Here is a 15,983-nt window from a genome sequence, read left to right on the forward strand (position 1 = left end):
ATTTACGGATTATTTCCTAAATTCATCGATAATGTGATCGACATAAAATTTTCACTGAAGAATGAAGAGATAATTTAAGGCCGAGCGAAATAGCTCAAAATGGTGTATTTAACATAACAGAAGAAATGAAAGGCTCTATCGCAACCTGATACTTCAGGCCGCTAAGGGGTTAATCTTGTTGAAGAAAAATTAGACCGGGAAGCGCCAGGCGTCACCATTTCTCCCGCCTGGCTGGAAGTGAAGAATAATTGTGCATAGCTCCGTATTCGGGCTTTGCATCTGACAATGGTTCCCTGGATGAAAGTACGATCTCCACTCCAAGGACGCTGAACACCCTAAACAAACGCTCAAAACCCGCACTTGCAGGGTTGGCCTCTAGTCGGGCATAAGTTTGCTGTGTTATACCCAAACGTTCAGAAACATCTTTTTGCGTCAGTCCATTGGCTTTGCGAAAGCCGATTAAAACAGGACGTAACTGATTCAAAGTCTTCAAAGCGTATTGAGTGTTCATAAGTGACCTTCCGTATCGACGAGTTAACAAGCATAACGCAGGGATTTACAGCATATAGGCTGTAATGCTCATTAACAGACTATAGGCTGTAATACGAATCCTGCCAAGATGCGGCATCTTTCAAATACAAGGCCGTATTGGGTAAGCAGTACACCGTTATATAGCACCCCTTGCCCCTTTGCTGGAGAGGGACCCACGTGATCGCAGGTCTTTTAGACGTTGTTGCTAACCGGCATCATACACAGGTGGTAACCCCCAGGGAAACTCTATGAGTGATAATTTATTCCTGCCCCAGTCAAAATATAAAACCTTATCTAACTAGCTTTCTTAGTATTTTATAAATGAAGTGAAATTAGCGAAAAAGTTTTACATTGTAAAGTGAGCAAAAATATTTACCATTCAACTGGCAAAATTTACAATCTGCAGCCCTTAGCCTGAGAAAATGCACATTAACAGAATAATCATCAAGTCCGATAGAGGCATAACTTACGTCCTCAAAAATATCAGAAATAAATGAGTTGAAATTACAAAAATTAACTTCACTTAACATCTTGAACACCGCAGAAATATATCTATCATGCATTATCTTGACTTCGATAACCTTAGATAAACTTGAATGCGACTTACATTTGAAGAGATCAAAGAGAAAGTAAATCAGCATATTTTTATTGTCCGAAATCCATTTTAAAATTTTATTACGTGCACATGGTAATATATACACTGGATTTTTGAAAGGGTTTGAAACGTCAACCACAAGGGAACAATAACCATGAGGATTTATTCCACTTATAATTAAGTCACTAAGTCCTTTCACTGCATTCAAATAGTTATCAAAACAAACCTCATATAAACTGGTACTATGAACTGCACATTTAGATTCAAACAACCATCTATGACGCAGATAACCAATGCCTTTAGAGTGTATATCTTCAACAATACATTTGTGACAGTAACGAATGTTTGAGATGTTTACCAATGGATATGAATTAGTTATGTGAAAATTTTTCCGACAGGCATCTTCAACAGCGTTAAAATACCCGTAAACACCAGAAGATAACGACACTATATTGGAAGTTAGTATATAACCATTTCTAGTGGCAAGAATGTCATATATATCCTGCAAGCTATGCAATTTGTACATATCAATCAGTTCGAAACGAGGAAAGGCATCGTACCTTAGTGCGCCATGCTTTGATATTATGTTCCTGCAATTGGATAAGTTATACATTATCTGTGAACGCAGAAGAAAACTGTGCCACAATTCATTTTCGTAAACCATATAACTCCCTCTTATTTAATTAGTTCCATTTTTCTGAGAAGTATCATTGTCATTGGTAGTTTATCTCTGTATTTCAAAAGCCAGCCATGCCCTCCCAGTAAAGCATCTAGACTTGTAAGTGACATCGAGTACTGCCCCTGAGATAAAACATCATTTATTAATGATGATGAGATAATATCTCTCTCGCTCCAGTCTACTCTTTTATTTTTATAGCATCGTATTGTTTTAGGAAGACAGGAATTAAGCCAGTCACATTCATGTTTATTTAGCCAATAGAAACTTGCATAACAACTTTCTTTGACTAACTTTCGTGTTATAGAAACGGATTGATTATGTATAAATCTTAATATTTTCTGCTTATGACGCCGTCTTAAAGAATCTTTTTTACATTTTTTACGCCATGAGCATAAACCGTAACAAGATGAAATTACAGAGGATACAGCTCCTTCCGATAATGAGTTTTTCTCAGCTATGGATGCCAGACTAAACCCCCTTACAGCCATAGACTTGATAAGCAATTCAGTGAATATATTAATTTTTGTGTTTCGCTTAAACGCCCTCAGGTATTTTTTATAAATAAGTGTTTTAATGTAACATCTGCTGCGACTAAATTCCTTCCCAAGGTTGCTAACACTAGTATTATTTTCAACTATATGAAAACTGTATTTCTTATGACTTTTAAAGATTTCTTTCTTTTTATTAGTACGACTTCCTGCATACGTTGGCCAGCAAGTATTTAACAAACAATAACAAAGCAAAAGATGCTTTGTGGGATGCTGACAACATTTGTCTTTGAGTATAGGCTCCCAGTAATGATAATCAGTTAGGGATGTTGGTATAAGTCCCGATGAACCCTCCCCAAATAACTGGCACTTAGCATAAACATGTGCGTAGAATACATTTTTCTTTAAATTTCCATCCAATGATAATAAATTCAACTTTTTAAGTACATCCATGTAATTGGGGTGTGTAATATCTTTTCTTCTGATTATATTTAGGGACTCATAACAAAACTTAGCAAAATCGAAGTCTATCTCATTGCTAAGTTGTTCTGTATACGAAACAGGAGGCATCAGTCCAATACGTATGTGCGGTGAAGAAGGGACATGGATGCTTTCAAGCGCTACCGGATGCCGATGGCAGGTTGTAACCCCATGAAGCTGATGCGCCAGATGCCAATAAGTAACACCATAATGAAAAGTATCTTCACGAGCGCAAACCGGGCAAAACTTCAATAGTGTGCGCTGCCCTAGTGAAAAATTACTAAGGCGGCACAATCGATTAAGCCTGGCAGGGGTCGTGTTGAAATCCATAATTTCATTACGACTGATTGGTAGTGCCCAGGCAAAAAGAGGGAGTAAAGTCTGTTCATGCCAGAGCTGATCTGCACTTTCGGATGTATGAAGAGAAATAGCCTTTAATCCTGAATTGAGAATTGGATGGACGTTCATATCAGGTTTGTTGAAAATGATCGTTAACAGAGAAGATAGGGACATACCGTACACGGTAGTTGTCCGACAAAACCGGCTGAACAAGGATTCATCAGGCAAAACAGGCAACATTCTCATTTCCCACACCTCTCTTTGACCGTTACGAACTGTTACCTCATTACAATTTATTAAGTGGATCTATATTTATAAGCCCGCAACGCTGAAGAGCATCGTAGGTATTTTTCTTTTCAGCTGTTCTGTTGATAACAAGATCGTGGTCAAGAGACAGTATTTTCTCGTCGAAATTGCGCAAAACCTCGTCTATTTTTCCTACGAATTCCTTGTGCTGTGGCCTGTCTATATCCCCAGGGATCAAAGACTTTAGGGACTTCTCTGCCATGATTTTAGCCGAAGCATCACCCTCATTAGATGCAGAGAGCCATTTAGCTTCCTCATCTTCAGTCGCGGCCCCCGGGAGTGGAGTATCCTTATATTCCTCCGTATGACTCACGAGTACCGGTACAGAGGCCGACAAGACTGCGCCAGTGATGATTTCATTGCCGCTACCGATAACCTTTAATTGTGCCCCCCGATAAATCATCTGAGCCAATCCAATATTGCCTTTAGATAAAATGAATAATTTTTCGTTTAACTCATCATTTAATGGAGTTTCAACATTTGTCCATTGTAATGGCCATAAATAATGAATAAACGATTGCCAGTCTTGTGAATCGTATCTAACATTCTTAATTTTCATGTAACCACCAGACTCTGCCCGCCTGGCAATTCTCATTTTCTTTGTCAGCGTCTCGTCAAAAGGATGATTTCCACAAAAAACCATAGATACCCCCATGGAATCTACAATTTCATGTAAAAAATCAATCAACTTACTCTCACCCCCGGTTCTTGAAAATTTAAGCCTCTGCATTTCATCAATAACAAGGATACCCAAAAATGATGATTTAATTCTTTGTGCAATCTGGCGAGCCAGAGCACCATTTCTAATCTCAGGTGTAGTTCGTTCAATACCAATTGCATCATCTAATTTTTGTAAAATCTCTTCACAAAGGTCTCTCACACTTGAATTGTATGGACAATTAATCTTTACCCATACAATTTGCTTACTGAAGCCGGGAAAAACTCCTTTATAGCTGCTGTGTTCTATAATCTGAGGGAAATGATCCATGACTTGCTCAATCATGGTAGTTTTTCCAGAACCACTCATTCCAACTATCGTAATAGTTTCAGCCTGGGATTTAAAATATCCACTTTCTGGCTCAATATCAGGACGCTCATTTCCATAGTAATGAAGATATTGAATTGTTCCGCTTTTTAAAGGATTACGAGCTGCATAGCTTTCCCTAAGTGCCCGTAAGATCATCTTATAAGCCTGGATAAGATTGGTTTGAGGGCAACGGAATTTCTTTATACGTTCGACATACTGCTCTCTAACATTCGCCGGGGCAGTCCAGCGGATTTTTTCGTCAATTTCGGGGAAATAACTCATTTCCAGAAGTACTTCATCTTCCGTAAGCGCTTCAGGAAGTGCTTCAATTAAGGGATTGCCACGATACTCAGGTAACTCCTGTTCTTTATATATCGCTGAAACGCGCCGTATAAGATTCATTATTCTGCGTCCTCAGTCTTCTTCTTACCTTTTAACCATCTTTGTTTCTCCTCCCGGCCAGGCAAAAGCAGAACATTACTGGATGAAGGAAGTAGGGGTTCAGATCTTCCATTAGCAACATGAGTTCGCCCTAATGAATCAAGTTCATTTTTCCTGTTCTTTTTAATATCTTTACCATGTACCCGGCGAGATTCGTATATTTCATTTAATCTTTCGTTACCTTTCCTGTTAAATTCATCTTTATTATTGATATTGCTGAGCGAATCCAGAGTAAATAAATTAATTTCTTTTTGAGTATCTACCCAATCAGCCATTACATCTGTATCAAGATGAGCTTTCCCTTTAAATACATCTCTTTTCTTAAGTAGGTAATGTTTTTTGAAAATGCTATTTTTGTCAAATCTTACATATATATAATCTACGCAATTGTCATCTATTCTTGCTTCACAAGTGGTTCTTCCAAATACTCTGACACCTGATGCAATTTCAGGATCACATTCATAAAAAAGATTATTGTACTGAATCCCAACGGCGGTAATGTTAGCGTTCACAGGGATTAACAATCGTGCGATCACTTCGTCGGCCCCAACGGCTCTTGCGCTGAATCTCCCGTGCTTTAAGCTTATCATCCAACTATTTTTTGGTGATATTACGAGATCATTTTCAATCAGTAAGGGATTGATATAAGCCAGTTCCTCATACGTTCTCTGATTATGTGCAAGTATCTCCCGAATCAGTAAAGACGTGACCTCCTGAATCGTTAAACAAGCCCTGGATTGCGGTGTTGGCTCTCCTTTAACAATCTTTCCCCTTCGTGTTGTTCCAATAAGCCTATGAATAACCTCATCATTCAGAATGCCGAAACAGCGTTCAACAATGCTTTTTCTGTCGCCTCTACCGACTGGCGCAAACTCAAGTTTTGTCAGGGGGGTCATCTCTTCCTGAGGTTTAAGACCAATCATCTCCCCGTTGTCACACATCAATGTTAATGGAATGTGAGAACAAGGCCAATCATCATCAGTAATAGAGATTCCAAATAATCTACAATATTCTTTTTTTGGCATAAAGCAATTTGCTAACGCTTGTCGGGCGGCTCGCCATGAAGCATGGTATAAAGAAACATGAAGGCCAACAATCATTCTTGTTGCACGATCCACCACTGTATAAATAGTAGGACGCCCAATGACTTTTCGTCTGTTTAAACTCGAAATAAGATGTACATCAGCGACAGTTGAGTCTATTTCGAAAACATCACCCGGCAAAACAGTTGTATTAGCCACACTACCTAAAAGCGCCCGCATTTTGAGGTCTATTTCTTTTTTCGTGTTCTTCTTATTTATCGAGAAATCTTTAGTGAAGAGTTTTTTATTCCAGTATGAAAATTGTTTTAAAGAAGGAACATATGGAGCTCTATTTTCTAGGTTTGCTGTTTTAATTTCATCCCTAAAATACAAATCAATATGTCTCTCTAATGTTTTCTTTATCGTATCTCCGTTAACTTTATAATGATACGTAATGAGAGATTTTCTAATATTATTTATATCTCTTTCATTAAGAATGAAAACACGTGATCGTTCATTAGGTAATGCTCTGTTTTTTTTGGAATTCCCAAGTTTAATTTCATGTTTGATTCTACTTTTCCCAGCGGCGCCACAGTTCGAGAATGCGGGTAGCAATGCATAAATATCCTGCCCATGTCGCCAATACAACGCCAGAAGCGTTCTGATAGTATATTGTGATATTTTTTTATTTCTTGAGTAATCCATTAAAAGGTGCGACTTTTTATGTAATGCATAGTCGAACAGAAACATTCTGTCATCTACAAGATCTTTAATGATATTGTAATTTTCATCTCGCCTTCCTCTGTCTTTATCTGTTAATTCTTTCTCATCTACTAACATATATGAAGGATATATATAATCTTTACAAGTTATGCTATTTGATTCAATATAATATTTAAACATTGAAAATGAGAAAGGGATTGGCTTACCCGTTCTTTCTGATTTTATTTTAAACAAAATTAACAAATCGACCTTTCTGTCAAAATCCAAAACACGGTAAAGTCCCTCTGCAAGCAAATCAGTGCCTTGAGAGAGCCAGACTGAATTCCTAATAATATCCATTTGCGTTCAGTCCTATATAGTGGTCATTGGAAATTATCTTTATCAGACCGGTTTCGAGTATTGGATATAATAAATCAACATTTATCATTTTTAATCCAATCATTGCCTGCAATAACATCATCGCTTCTTGTGCATCTACCCCAAAGATTGATGAAATCATTGCACGTAGTCCTACTATGGGATAAACATCTGGTTTAAGCTTCCATAGGATTTTATCAAGAGGATATTTATCATAAAATTCAGAACCATCTCTTAATACAGAAGTAGCCCAGCAAATGTTTTTACCGACGACGTTATTGAGTTCCGAGCCAACATAAATTTGAAACTCAACATCAATCAACTGCCAAAACATCCTCTCTATTTCAAGTTTTTGGGCTTCGCGTTCAGGTATGCTCTCGTTATGTTTTACTGCTATAGCTTTGTATCGAAGTCCGCCTTCAGGAGTTCTCAAGGTCAGTAAAAAATCGGTTGTCATAACATTCAGAACTTCGACAGGTACTCCTCTTACTCCCCTCACCATAGGATGTTGAAAATGTAGATGATTTGCTATTTGTTGGGTAAGCCGGAGAGGAAAGAGTGGGAATTGTTCCCGGATATCAATCACCGAGTCATTAAACTCAGCCAGATAGAAAAAGTTACTTTCGACAGAAGAAAGGAGATGATGGTTTCGAAACGTCTTAAGGCCAAAGACTATCGAACGGTTTCCACGGGATTTAACGTCCTGAGCTCTAAGCCAGGGCTGATAACTTTGGCCATAGCCCACTCCTATGCCGTCACCTAGCGCATTTTCATAATCCAAATAGGATTTGAGACGCCTACCCCTAGCCATGATCGTACCCTAAAAACGACATTGATACGTACCTATATGTGCATTTTATAGTCTCCAACCCTATAACCACACATTCAGTAAGTATACAACATTAGCGTCGTTTTTTGAGAATGGTTACAACTTTAGTGCTTTGTGTACAACTTTATTGTCCTCGGACATCTGCCAGCGCCTGCGCACACGCCCAGGCACTGGCCCACGCCCACTGGAAGTTATACCCGCCGAGCCAGCCGGTCACATCCATCACTTCACCGATGAAGTAGAGGCCCGGCACGTTGCGTGCCTCCATCGTGCGCGAGGAGAGCTCATTCGTGTCGACACCGCCCAGCGTGACCTCCGCCGTGCGGTAGCCTTCGGTGCCGTTGGGCTGCACGCGCCAGTTTGTCAGGGTCTCTACCAGCGTCTCCTGCTCGCGGCTGTTAAGCTGCTTAAGGGAAACATCCGGGATCTGCCCTAACCCCTGCAAACACTCCACCAGACGCTTCGGCAACTGCATCGCGAGGGTATTTTTCAGGCTCTGATTCGGGTGCGCCGCACGCTGTTCATTGAGGAACGCATCCAGATCGCACTCCGGCAGCAGGTTAACCGTGACGAACTCGCCCGGCTGCCAGTAGCTGGAGATTTGCAGCACCGCCGGGCCGGAGAGGCCGCGGTGGGTAAAGAGGAGATTTTCGCGGAACACCGTTCCGTCTTCGGCGGTAATAACGGAAGGAACAGAAACGCCAGAAAGCGTCTGAAGCTGTTCCAGAAGCGGTTTGTGCAGAGTAAAAGGAACCAGTCCCGCACGCGTTGGCAGCACCTTCAGGCCAAACTGCTCGGCAATTTTGTAGCCGAACGGCGAGGCGCCCAGTCCCGGCATCGACAGACCGCCGCTGGCAATGACCAGGTTATCGGCGCTGACGCTTTCGCCGTTGAGCTGCAGCGTATAGCCCTGCTCGTCGCGGGATACGTCCAGCACCTCCGTACGCAGGCGCATTACCACGCCGCCCTTCTCGCACTCGGCCACCAGCATATCGACAATCTGCTGCGCGGAGTCGTCGCAGAACAGCTGCCCCAAGGTCTTCTCATGCCACGCGATACCGTGCTTACCCACAAGATCGATAAAATCCCACTGGGTATAACGCGCCAGCGCAGATTTACAAAAATGGCGGTTCTGGCTCAGATAGGCCGCAGGTTCGACATACAGGTTCGTAAAGTTGCAGCGCCCGCCGCCAGACATCAGGATCTTGCGCCCAGGCTTTTTACCGTTATCCAGCAGCAGCACACGACGACCCGCCTGTCCGGCCATCGCCGCACAAAACATACCCGCCGCACCGGCGCCAATTACCACGGCATCAAACCTTTCCACGTCAAAACCCTCGTTGTTCACTGCCGCGGATTGTAAAGTTTCCTCTGTGGTCACACCAGCGTAAAAAGATATTACAAAGCCATTTCATTGAAATTTAAAGAATATCCTTTCAGGCACTTTTCCCAAATCAGGTGGTATGTCAAAAAAAGTCTATATTTCACTTTGCCCGCCGCGCATTTGTCCTGGATAATGCGCCGCGTTCATGTCCTCAAAATGGCGTAACGTCCTATGCTACATTTGTTTGCCGGCCTGGATTTACATACCGGGCTTTTATTATTGCTTGCTCTGGTTTTTGTACTGTTTTACGAAGCGATCAACGGCTTCCACGACACTGCAAACGCAGTAGCAACGGTTATCTACACTCGCGCAATGCGATCGCAACTGGCGGTCGTTATGGCGGCGGTATTTAACTTTTTTGGTGTCCTTCTGGGCGGACTGAGCGTTGCGTATGCCATTGTGCATATGCTGCCAACGGATCTGCTGCTTAACGTAAGTTCTGGCCATGGCCTCGCTATGGTGTTCTCAATGCTGCTTGCTGCAATTATCTGGAACCTCGGTACCTGGTATTTCGGCCTGCCTGCATCCAGTTCTCACACCCTCATCGGCGCCATTATCGGTATCGGGTTAACCAACGCCCTGATGACCGGTACCTCGGTTGTTGATGCGCTTAACCTGCCTAAAGTACTGGGTATTTTCGGTTCTCTTATCATCTCCCCTATCGTCGGTCTGGTAGTTGCGGGTGGATTGATTTTCATCCTGCGTCGCTACTGGAGCAACACGAAAAAACGTGCGCGTATCCACCTGACGCCAGCAGAGCGTGAGAAGAAAGACGGCAAGAAAAAGCCACCATTCTGGACGCGTATCGCCCTGATCATTTCCGCCATCGGCGTGGCCTTCTCTCACGGCGCGAACGACGGGCAGAAAGGCATCGGTCTGGTGATGCTGGTTCTGATTGGCGTTGCACCGGCGGGCTTCGTGGTTAACATGAATGCCTCCGGTTATGAAATCACCCGAACCCGTGATGCGGTCAATAACGTTGAAACCTATTTCCAGCAGCACCCTGAACTGCTGAAAAAAGCGACCGGCGTTGACCAGCTGATCCCGTCGCCTGAAGCGGGTGCGACCACCGCGCCGGGCGAGTTCCACTGCCACCCGGCAAACGCGATTAACGCGCTGGAACGTGCGAAAGGCATGCTGGGCGATATCGAAAGCTACGACAAACTGGCCGTTGAGCAACGTGGTCAGCTGCGTCGCATTATGCTCTGCATCTCTGACGTGACCGACAAAGTCGCGAAGCTGCCAGACGTGAATGCTGACGACAAGCGTCTGCTGAAGAAACTGAAAAGCGATATGCTCAACACCATTGAGTACGCGCCAATCTGGATCATCATGGCTGTCGCGCTGGCACTGGGTATCGGTACGATGATTGGCTGGCGTCGTGTGGCAACCACCATCGGCGAGAAGATCGGTAAGAAAGGCATGACCTATGCGCAGGGCATGTCCGCGCAGATGACGGCAGCGGTCTCTATCGGTCTGGCAAGCTACACCGGTATGCCGGTCTCCACCACCCACGTACTCTCTTCGTCCGTGGCAGGTACCATGATTGTTGATGGCGGCGGTCTGCAACGCAAAACCGTGACCAACATTCTGATGGCCTGGGTGTTTACGCTTCCGGCGTCTATCCTGCTCTCGGGTGGGTTGTACTGGATTGCGCTGAAGCTGATTTAATCGGCTGAAGGCTACAAAAAAGCGGGTCAGGAAACTGACCCGCTTTTTTTATGCTCAGTGCCAAATCATTAAGGCAATCATACTGACGACGACCAGGCCACACAGGGCGCTGGTCAAAATGAACTGGCGACGCAGGCGCTCGCAGCGGCGGATAAACTCTTCATCGTGATGATCCCGGTAGCGCTGGTAGTAGATATACCCGACCAGGCGCATCTGTTTGCTGGGCTGTCCATGCGAGGTGAAGAACCCTCCACCGTCCACATACTGATAAAGCAACGGATCGCAACCACGAAGTACCACTAACAGCGCACGTAACGATGAGAAGTAGCGCGCCATATTCACTATGCAAACTACGCATAACGCCCAAAACAATGCGACGGTGCTAATCATACATCCTCCCCGGCGTCCGCCCACGAAGCAAGGCTTCTGAGCTACCGCACCCCAATGCCCTGACAGACAGTTCAGTGAAAGAATGACCAAAAGTCGATCCGGTTCGCGTTTTAATATCCGAACGGTTCATTAAATAGTGTAGGAGATCCGTTAATTTTTTTGCCACAAGGTTAATCGTTATCAACACCAAAGCTTGAAAAATATGTTTAACTGGGCCGTAATGAAAGCATCAGACGACGGCTTTCTGTTTAGTCATCGATAACTTAAGGAAGGAGTAACACTATGGCTTACAAACACATTCTCATCGCGGTAGACCTCTCCCCGGAGAGCAAAGTGCTGGTTGATAAAGCAGTATCCATGGCACGCCCTTACAACGCGAAAGTTTCGCTGATTCACGTTGATGTGAATTACTCCGACCTTTATACCGGTCTGATCGACGTGAATCTCGGCGATATGCAAAAACGCATCTCCGAAGAGACACACCACGCCCTGAGCGAGCTGTCCACCAACGCAGGTTACCCGATCACTGAAACCTTAAGCGGTAGCGGCGATCTGGGCCAGGTGTTGGTCGATGCGATTAAGAAATACGATATGGACCTGGTGGTTTGCGGTCATCACCAGGACTTCTGGAGCAAGCTGATGTCCTCAGCGCGTCAGCTCATCAATACCGTTCACGTGGATATGCTGATTGTTCCGCTGCGTGACGAAGAAGACGAGTAAGTGCAAAAAAGCCCGGTGGCGCTAACGCTTACCGGGCCTACAAATGGCACTGAACGTAGGCCGGGTAAGGCGAAGCCGCCACCCGGCTTTTTTATTCCGGCGTACCCGAATAAATATCAAACCGGTGCCCTTTGGTGGTCACCGCGTTGGTCGTCGCAACGTCCGCCAGCGGCGGCGCGTAGTCCGGGCGTTTCACCACCACCCGCTTCGTTGCAAGCTGACGGGCAGGCTCAAGCAGGCCGTCCGCATCCAGATCCGGCCCCACCAGCGACTGAAACACCCGCATCTCTTTTTTCACCAGCGCGCTTTTCTGCTTATGCGGGAACATCGGATCGAGATAGACCACCTGCGGGCGCGGGGTGATATCGGTCAATGCCGTCAGGCTGGAGGCGTGGATCAGCTGTAAACGTTCCTGCAACCAGGGGCCGATTTCCGGGTCCGCATAGCCACGAGTCAGGCCGTCATCCAGCAACGCGGCCACCACCGGGTTGCGCTCCAGCATCCGCACGCGGCAGCCGACAGACGCCAGCACAAACGCATCGCGCCCCAGCCCCGCCGTGGCATCCACCACGTCCGGAAGATAGCTCCCTTTGATGCCGACGGCTTTTGCAACAGCCTCACCGCGTCCGCCGCCAAACTTGCGCCGGTGCGCCATCGCGCCCCCGACAAAATCGACAAAAATCCCGCCGAGTTTCGGTTCGTCGCGTTTACGTAATTCGAGATGCTCTGGCGTCATCACCAGCGCCATCAGGTTGTCATCATCATGCTCCAGCCCCCAGCGGGCGGCCAGAACAGATAAGGCGCCGTCTCCGGCGCCTGTTTCATCCACTAAGCAGATCTTCACGTAGCAATCAGCCTTTGATCCCGTAATGCTCAAGCATCGCATCCAGCTGCGGCTCGCGGCCACGGAAGCGTTTGAACAGCTCCATCGGCTCTTCTGAGCCGCCGCGGGTCAGGATGTTATCGAGGAACGACTGACCGGTTTCACGGTTGAAAATCCCCTCTTCTTCGAAGCGAGAGAAAGCATCCGCCGCCAGGACATCGGCCCACAGGTAGCTGTAATAACCTGCCGCATAGCCGCCCGCGAAGATGTGGCTGAACGCGTGCGGGAAGCGACCCCAGGTTGGCCCTGGAATAACCGCGACCTGCTTTTTAATCTCAGCCAGGGTTTCGAGGATTTTTGCCCCCTGCTCCGGGCTAAACTCGGCGTGCAGGCGGAAGTCGAACAGGCCGAACTCCAGCTGGCGCAGAATAAACATTGCCGCCTGGTAGTTCTTGGCTGCCAGCATTTTATCCAGCAGTTCTTTCGGCAGCGGTTCGCCGGTCTCGTAGTGGCCGGAGATAAACGCCAGCGCGTCCGGCTCCCAGCACCAGTTTTCCATAAACTGGCTCGGCAGCTCGACCGCATCCCACGGCACACCGCTAATACCGGCCACGCCTGCGGTTTCAATGCGGGTCAGCATATGGTGCAGACCGTGACCGAACTCATGGAACAGGGTGATCACTTCGTCGTGGGTGAACAGAGCAGGCTTGCCGTTGACCGGGCGGTTGAAGTTACAGGTCAGGTAAGCGACCGGCTTCTGCAGGGAACCGTCGGCTTTACGCATCTGGCCGACGCAGTCATCCATCCACGCCCCGCCACGCTTGTTCTCACGCGCGTAGAGATCGAGGTAGAAGCTGCCGCGCAGTTCGTTTTTCTCGTCATACAGCTCGAAGAAGCGCACGTCCGGGTGCCAGACGTCGATATCAGTACGCTCTTTGGCGGTGATGCCGTAGATGCGTTTCACCACTTCGAACAGGCCGTTAACGGCTTTGTTTTCCGGGAAGTACGGGCGCAGCTGCTCGTCGCTGATGCTGTAGAGGTGCTGCTTCTGTTTTTCGCTGTAATACGCGATGTCCCACGGCTGCAGCTCATCCACGCCAAACTCCGCTTTGGCGAAGGCGCGCAGCTGGGCCAGCTCTTTTTCACCCTGAGGACGGGCGCGTTTCGCCAGATCGGTCAGGAAATCGAGCACCTGCTGCGGGTTCTCGGCCATTTTGGTGGCGAGGGATTTGTCCGCGTAGCTGTCAAAGCCCAGCAGCTGTGCCAGCTCGTGACGCAGGGCGAGGATTTCCGCCATCACCGGGCTGTTATCCCACTTACCGGCATTCGGCCCCTGATCGGAGGCGCGGGTGCTGTAGGCGCGGTACATCTCTTCACGCAATGCCTGGTTGTCGCAGTAGGTCATCACCGGCAGATAGCTTGGGATATCCAGCGTTAACAGGAAACCTTCCTGCTCTTTCGCTTCGGCCTGGGCTTTTGCCGCCGCCAGTGCGCTTTCCGGCATACCCGCCAGCTCTGCTTCGTCGGTAATCAGCTTCGTCCAGCCCATGGTGGCGTCGAGCACGTTGTTGCTGTACTGGTTACCCAGCTCAGACAGGCGCGCCGCGATTTCGCCGTAGCGAACCTGCTTCTCTTTTGGCAGGCCAATCCCGGAAAGCTCGAAATCACGCAGGGCGTTATCGACGGATTTTTTCTGTGCGGTGTTCAGTTCGGCATAGTGGTCGCCGTCGCGCAGATCGCGATACGCCTTGTAGAGCCCTTCGTGCTGGCCGACCCAGGTGCTGTACTCGGAGAGCAGCGGCAGGGTTTGTTCGTAGGCTTCACGCAACTCCGGGCTGTTTTTTACCGAGTTGAGGTGGCTTACCGGGGAGAAGATACGCCCCAGCACGTCATCCACTTCGGCCAGCGGCTGACACAGATTTTCCCAGGTGTACGGCCCGCCCTGCGCGACCACGCTTTCTACCGCCGCGCGGCAGTTGTCCAGCGCTTGCGTAACGGCTGGAACCACATGCTCAGGGAGGATTTTAGAAAACGGTGGCAACGAAAAAGGCGTCAGTAATGGATTGGTCATAAACGCTGTCCTGTTGAATTTGATGAATGAAGCGCGCATCCGGCGCTGTGCATATGGTTCAGTAATGGGGTTAAGTGTAGAGGATTTCAATGCCGGGCGTTGCGCTTTCGCGGCCGTGGAAACTTTTCTGTATACTGTGGCGATACGCTCTATTTTTGCCCGATGGCGCTACGCTTATCGGGCCTACGTTGACTACCCGGAACACATTCATCCATGCTCAGTTATCGCCACAGCTTTCACGCAGGCAACCACGCCGACGTCCTCAAACACACCGTTCAGAGCCTGATCATCGAATCACTCAAAGAGAAAGAGAAGCCGTTTCTTTATCTGGACACCCACGCAGGCGCGGGCCGCTATCAGCTGAGCGGTGAACACGCCGAGCGTACCGGTGAATATCTCGAAGGGATCGCCCGTATCTGGCAGCAGGACGATCTGCCTGCCGAACTGGAACCGTACATTGGTGTGGTGAATCATTTCAACCGCAACGGCCAGCTGCGCTACTACCCGGGCTCGCCATTGATTGCCCGTCAGCTGCTGCGTGAGCAGGACAGCCTGCAATTGACCGAGCTGCACCCAAGCGATTTCCCGCTGCTGCGTTCTGAGTTTCAGAAAGACAGCCGCGCCCGCGTGGACAAAGCCGATGGCTACCTGCAGCTGAAAGCCAAACTGCCGCCGGTCTCCCGTCGCGGCCTGGTGCTGATCGACCCGCCATACGAAATCAAAACCGACTATCAGGCGGTGGTCACCGGCATTAACGAAGGTTACAAACGTTTTGCGACCGGCACCTACGCCCTGTGGTACCCGGTGGTTCTGCGCGCGCAGATCAAGCGCATGATCAAAGACCTGGAAGCGACCGGCATCCGCAAAATCCTGCAGATTGAGCTGGCCGTCCGTCCGGACAGCGACCAGCGCGGCATGACCGCCTCCGGCATGATTGTCATTAACCCGCCATGGAAGCTCGAAGCGCAGATGAACAACGTTCTGCCGTGGCTGCATAAAACGCTGGTACCTGCCGGGACAGGTCACGCCACCGTCAGCTGGATTGTGCCAGAGTAATCGCAGCCATCGGTGGAAACTATTGATTTCAGGTATACAATCGCGGCAATT

13 protein-coding genes are annotated in these 15,983 nt (G+C 47.4%); 3 read left to right on the forward strand and 10 right to left on the reverse strand.

Going from position 1 to position 15,983, the window contains the following annotated elements; translation table 11 throughout:
* Positions 1 to 211: 211 nt before the first annotated feature.
* The 7 genes from EQV24_RS20645 to EQV24_RS20675 all read right to left on the reverse strand — a co-directional run bounded on the left by EQV24_RS20645 (position 212) and on the right by EQV24_RS20675 (position 9,144).
* On the reverse strand, positions 212 to 511 hold the full coding sequence (locus tag EQV24_RS20645; protein WP_001097216.1) for a helix-turn-helix transcriptional regulator: 300 nt from the start codon (positions 509 to 511) through the stop codon (positions 212 to 214).
* A gap of 352 nt (positions 512 to 863) precedes the next feature.
* Positions 864 to 1,790 carry a hypothetical protein gene (locus EQV24_RS20650; protein ID WP_130626985.1) on the reverse strand — a complete coding sequence of 309 codons (927 nt, stop codon included), beginning with the start codon at positions 1,788 to 1,790 and terminating at the stop codon, positions 864 to 866.
* Positions 1,791 to 1,801: 11 nt separating this feature from the next.
* A complete protein-coding gene (locus EQV24_RS20655) occupies positions 1,802 to 3,358 on the reverse strand; it encodes a TnsD family Tn7-like transposition protein (RefSeq protein WP_001353602.1) in 1,557 nt (518 codons plus the stop codon).
* Between the two features lie 40 nt (positions 3,359 to 3,398).
* The gene (locus EQV24_RS20660) at positions 3,399 to 4,847 is read right to left on the reverse strand and encodes an ATP-binding protein (RefSeq protein WP_001049180.1); all 1,449 of its coding nucleotides are present in this window, start codon (positions 4,845 to 4,847) and stop codon (positions 3,399 to 3,401) included.
* Positions 4,847 to 6,970, reverse strand: a complete 2,124-nt coding sequence (locus EQV24_RS20665) for a transposase (protein WP_130626986.1) — start codon at positions 6,968 to 6,970, stop codon at positions 4,847 to 4,849. Before EQV24_RS20665 ends, EQV24_RS20660 begins: the two co-directional genes overlap by 1 nt.
* A complete protein-coding gene (locus EQV24_RS20670; RefSeq protein WP_130626987.1) occupies positions 6,957 to 7,799 on the reverse strand; it encodes a TnsA endonuclease N-terminal domain-containing protein in 843 nt (280 codons plus the stop codon). Before EQV24_RS20670 ends, EQV24_RS20665 begins: the two co-directional genes overlap by 14 nt.
* 142 nt (positions 7,800 to 7,941) lie before the next feature.
* Entirely contained in the window at positions 7,942 to 9,144 is a 1,203-nt protein-coding gene (locus EQV24_RS20675) for an NAD(P)/FAD-dependent oxidoreductase (protein WP_044159598.1), read from the reverse strand.
* Positions 9,145 to 9,372: 228 nt separating this feature from the next.
* On the opposite strand from EQV24_RS20675, the gene pitA reads away from it, so the two are divergent.
* Positions 9,373 to 10,872, forward strand: a complete 1,500-nt coding sequence (gene pitA, locus EQV24_RS20680; RefSeq protein ID WP_013099193.1) for an inorganic phosphate transporter PitA — start codon at positions 9,373 to 9,375, stop codon at positions 10,870 to 10,872.
* A gap of 54 nt (positions 10,873 to 10,926) precedes the next feature.
* Here pitA and uspB read toward each other — a convergent pair whose 3' ends face one another.
* Positions 10,927 to 11,262 (reverse strand): universal stress protein UspB, encoded by a 336-nt coding sequence (gene uspB, locus EQV24_RS20685; protein ID WP_003861224.1) that lies wholly within the window; start codon positions 11,260 to 11,262, stop codon positions 10,927 to 10,929.
* Between the two features lie 282 nt (positions 11,263 to 11,544).
* Between uspB and uspA the strand changes: the two genes are divergently transcribed.
* On the forward strand, positions 11,545 to 11,982 hold the full coding sequence (gene uspA / locus EQV24_RS20690; protein ID WP_003861223.1) for a universal stress protein UspA: 438 nt from the start codon (positions 11,545 to 11,547) through the stop codon (positions 11,980 to 11,982).
* A 91-nt stretch (positions 11,983 to 12,073) separates the two neighbouring features.
* Here uspA and rsmJ read toward each other — a convergent pair whose 3' ends face one another.
* Both rsmJ and prlC read right to left on the reverse strand, forming a co-directional pair.
* Entirely contained in the window at positions 12,074 to 12,826 is a 753-nt protein-coding gene (gene rsmJ, locus EQV24_RS20695) for a 16S rRNA (guanine(1516)-N(2))-methyltransferase RsmJ (RefSeq protein WP_044159163.1), read from the reverse strand.
* 7 nt (positions 12,827 to 12,833) lie between these two features.
* Positions 12,834 to 14,876 carry an oligopeptidase A gene (gene prlC / locus EQV24_RS20700; protein WP_013099196.1) on the reverse strand — a complete coding sequence of 681 codons (2,043 nt, stop codon included), beginning with the start codon at positions 14,874 to 14,876 and terminating at the stop codon, positions 12,834 to 12,836.
* 213 nt (positions 14,877 to 15,089) lie between these two features.
* Between prlC and EQV24_RS20705 the strand changes: the two genes are divergently transcribed.
* Positions 15,090 to 15,932 (forward strand): 23S rRNA (adenine(2030)-N(6))-methyltransferase RlmJ, encoded by an 843-nt coding sequence (locus EQV24_RS20705; RefSeq protein ID WP_029883697.1) that lies wholly within the window; start codon positions 15,090 to 15,092, stop codon positions 15,930 to 15,932.
* Positions 15,933 to 15,983: the final 51 nt, after the last annotated feature.

The organism is Enterobacter sp. A8 (genome assembly GCF_004296595.1).
GTDB lineage: Bacteria > Pseudomonadota > Gammaproteobacteria > Enterobacterales > Enterobacteriaceae > Enterobacter > Enterobacter cloacae.

Bases quoted from the DNA above. Each gene is read 5' to 3' on its own strand.
- EQV24_RS20665 (WP_130626986.1), bottom strand. From the start codon at position 6,970: ATGGATATTATTAGGAATTCAGTCTGGCTCTCTCAAGGCACTGATTTG.
- uspB (WP_003861224.1), bottom strand. From the start codon at position 11,262: ATGATTAGCACCGTCGCATTGTTTTGGGCGTTATGCGTAGTTTGCATA.
- EQV24_RS20660 (WP_001049180.1), bottom strand. From the start codon at position 4,847: ATGAATCTTATACGGCGCGTTTCAGCGATATATAAAGAACAGGAGTTA.
- EQV24_RS20650 (WP_130626985.1), bottom strand. From the start codon at position 1,790: ATGGTTTACGAAAATGAATTGTGGCACAGTTTTCTTCTGCGTTCACAG.
- EQV24_RS20645 (WP_001097216.1), bottom strand. From the start codon at position 511: ATGAACACTCAATACGCTTTGAAGACTTTGAATCAGTTACGTCCTGTT.
- prlC (WP_013099196.1), bottom strand. From the start codon at position 14,876: ATGACCAATCCATTACTGACGCCTTTTTCGTTGCCACCGTTTTCTAAA.
- uspA (WP_003861223.1), top strand. From the start codon at position 11,545: ATGGCTTACAAACACATTCTCATCGCGGTAGACCTCTCCCCGGAGAGC.
- EQV24_RS20655 (WP_001353602.1), bottom strand. From the start codon at position 3,358: ATGAGAATGTTGCCTGTTTTGCCTGATGAATCCTTGTTCAGCCGGTTT.
- EQV24_RS20705 (WP_029883697.1), top strand. From the start codon at position 15,090: ATGCTCAGTTATCGCCACAGCTTTCACGCAGGCAACCACGCCGACGTC.
- pitA (WP_013099193.1), top strand. From the start codon at position 9,373: ATGCTACATTTGTTTGCCGGCCTGGATTTACATACCGGGCTTTTATTA.
- EQV24_RS20670 (WP_130626987.1), bottom strand. From the start codon at position 7,799: ATGGCTAGGGGTAGGCGTCTCAAATCCTATTTGGATTATGAAAATGCG.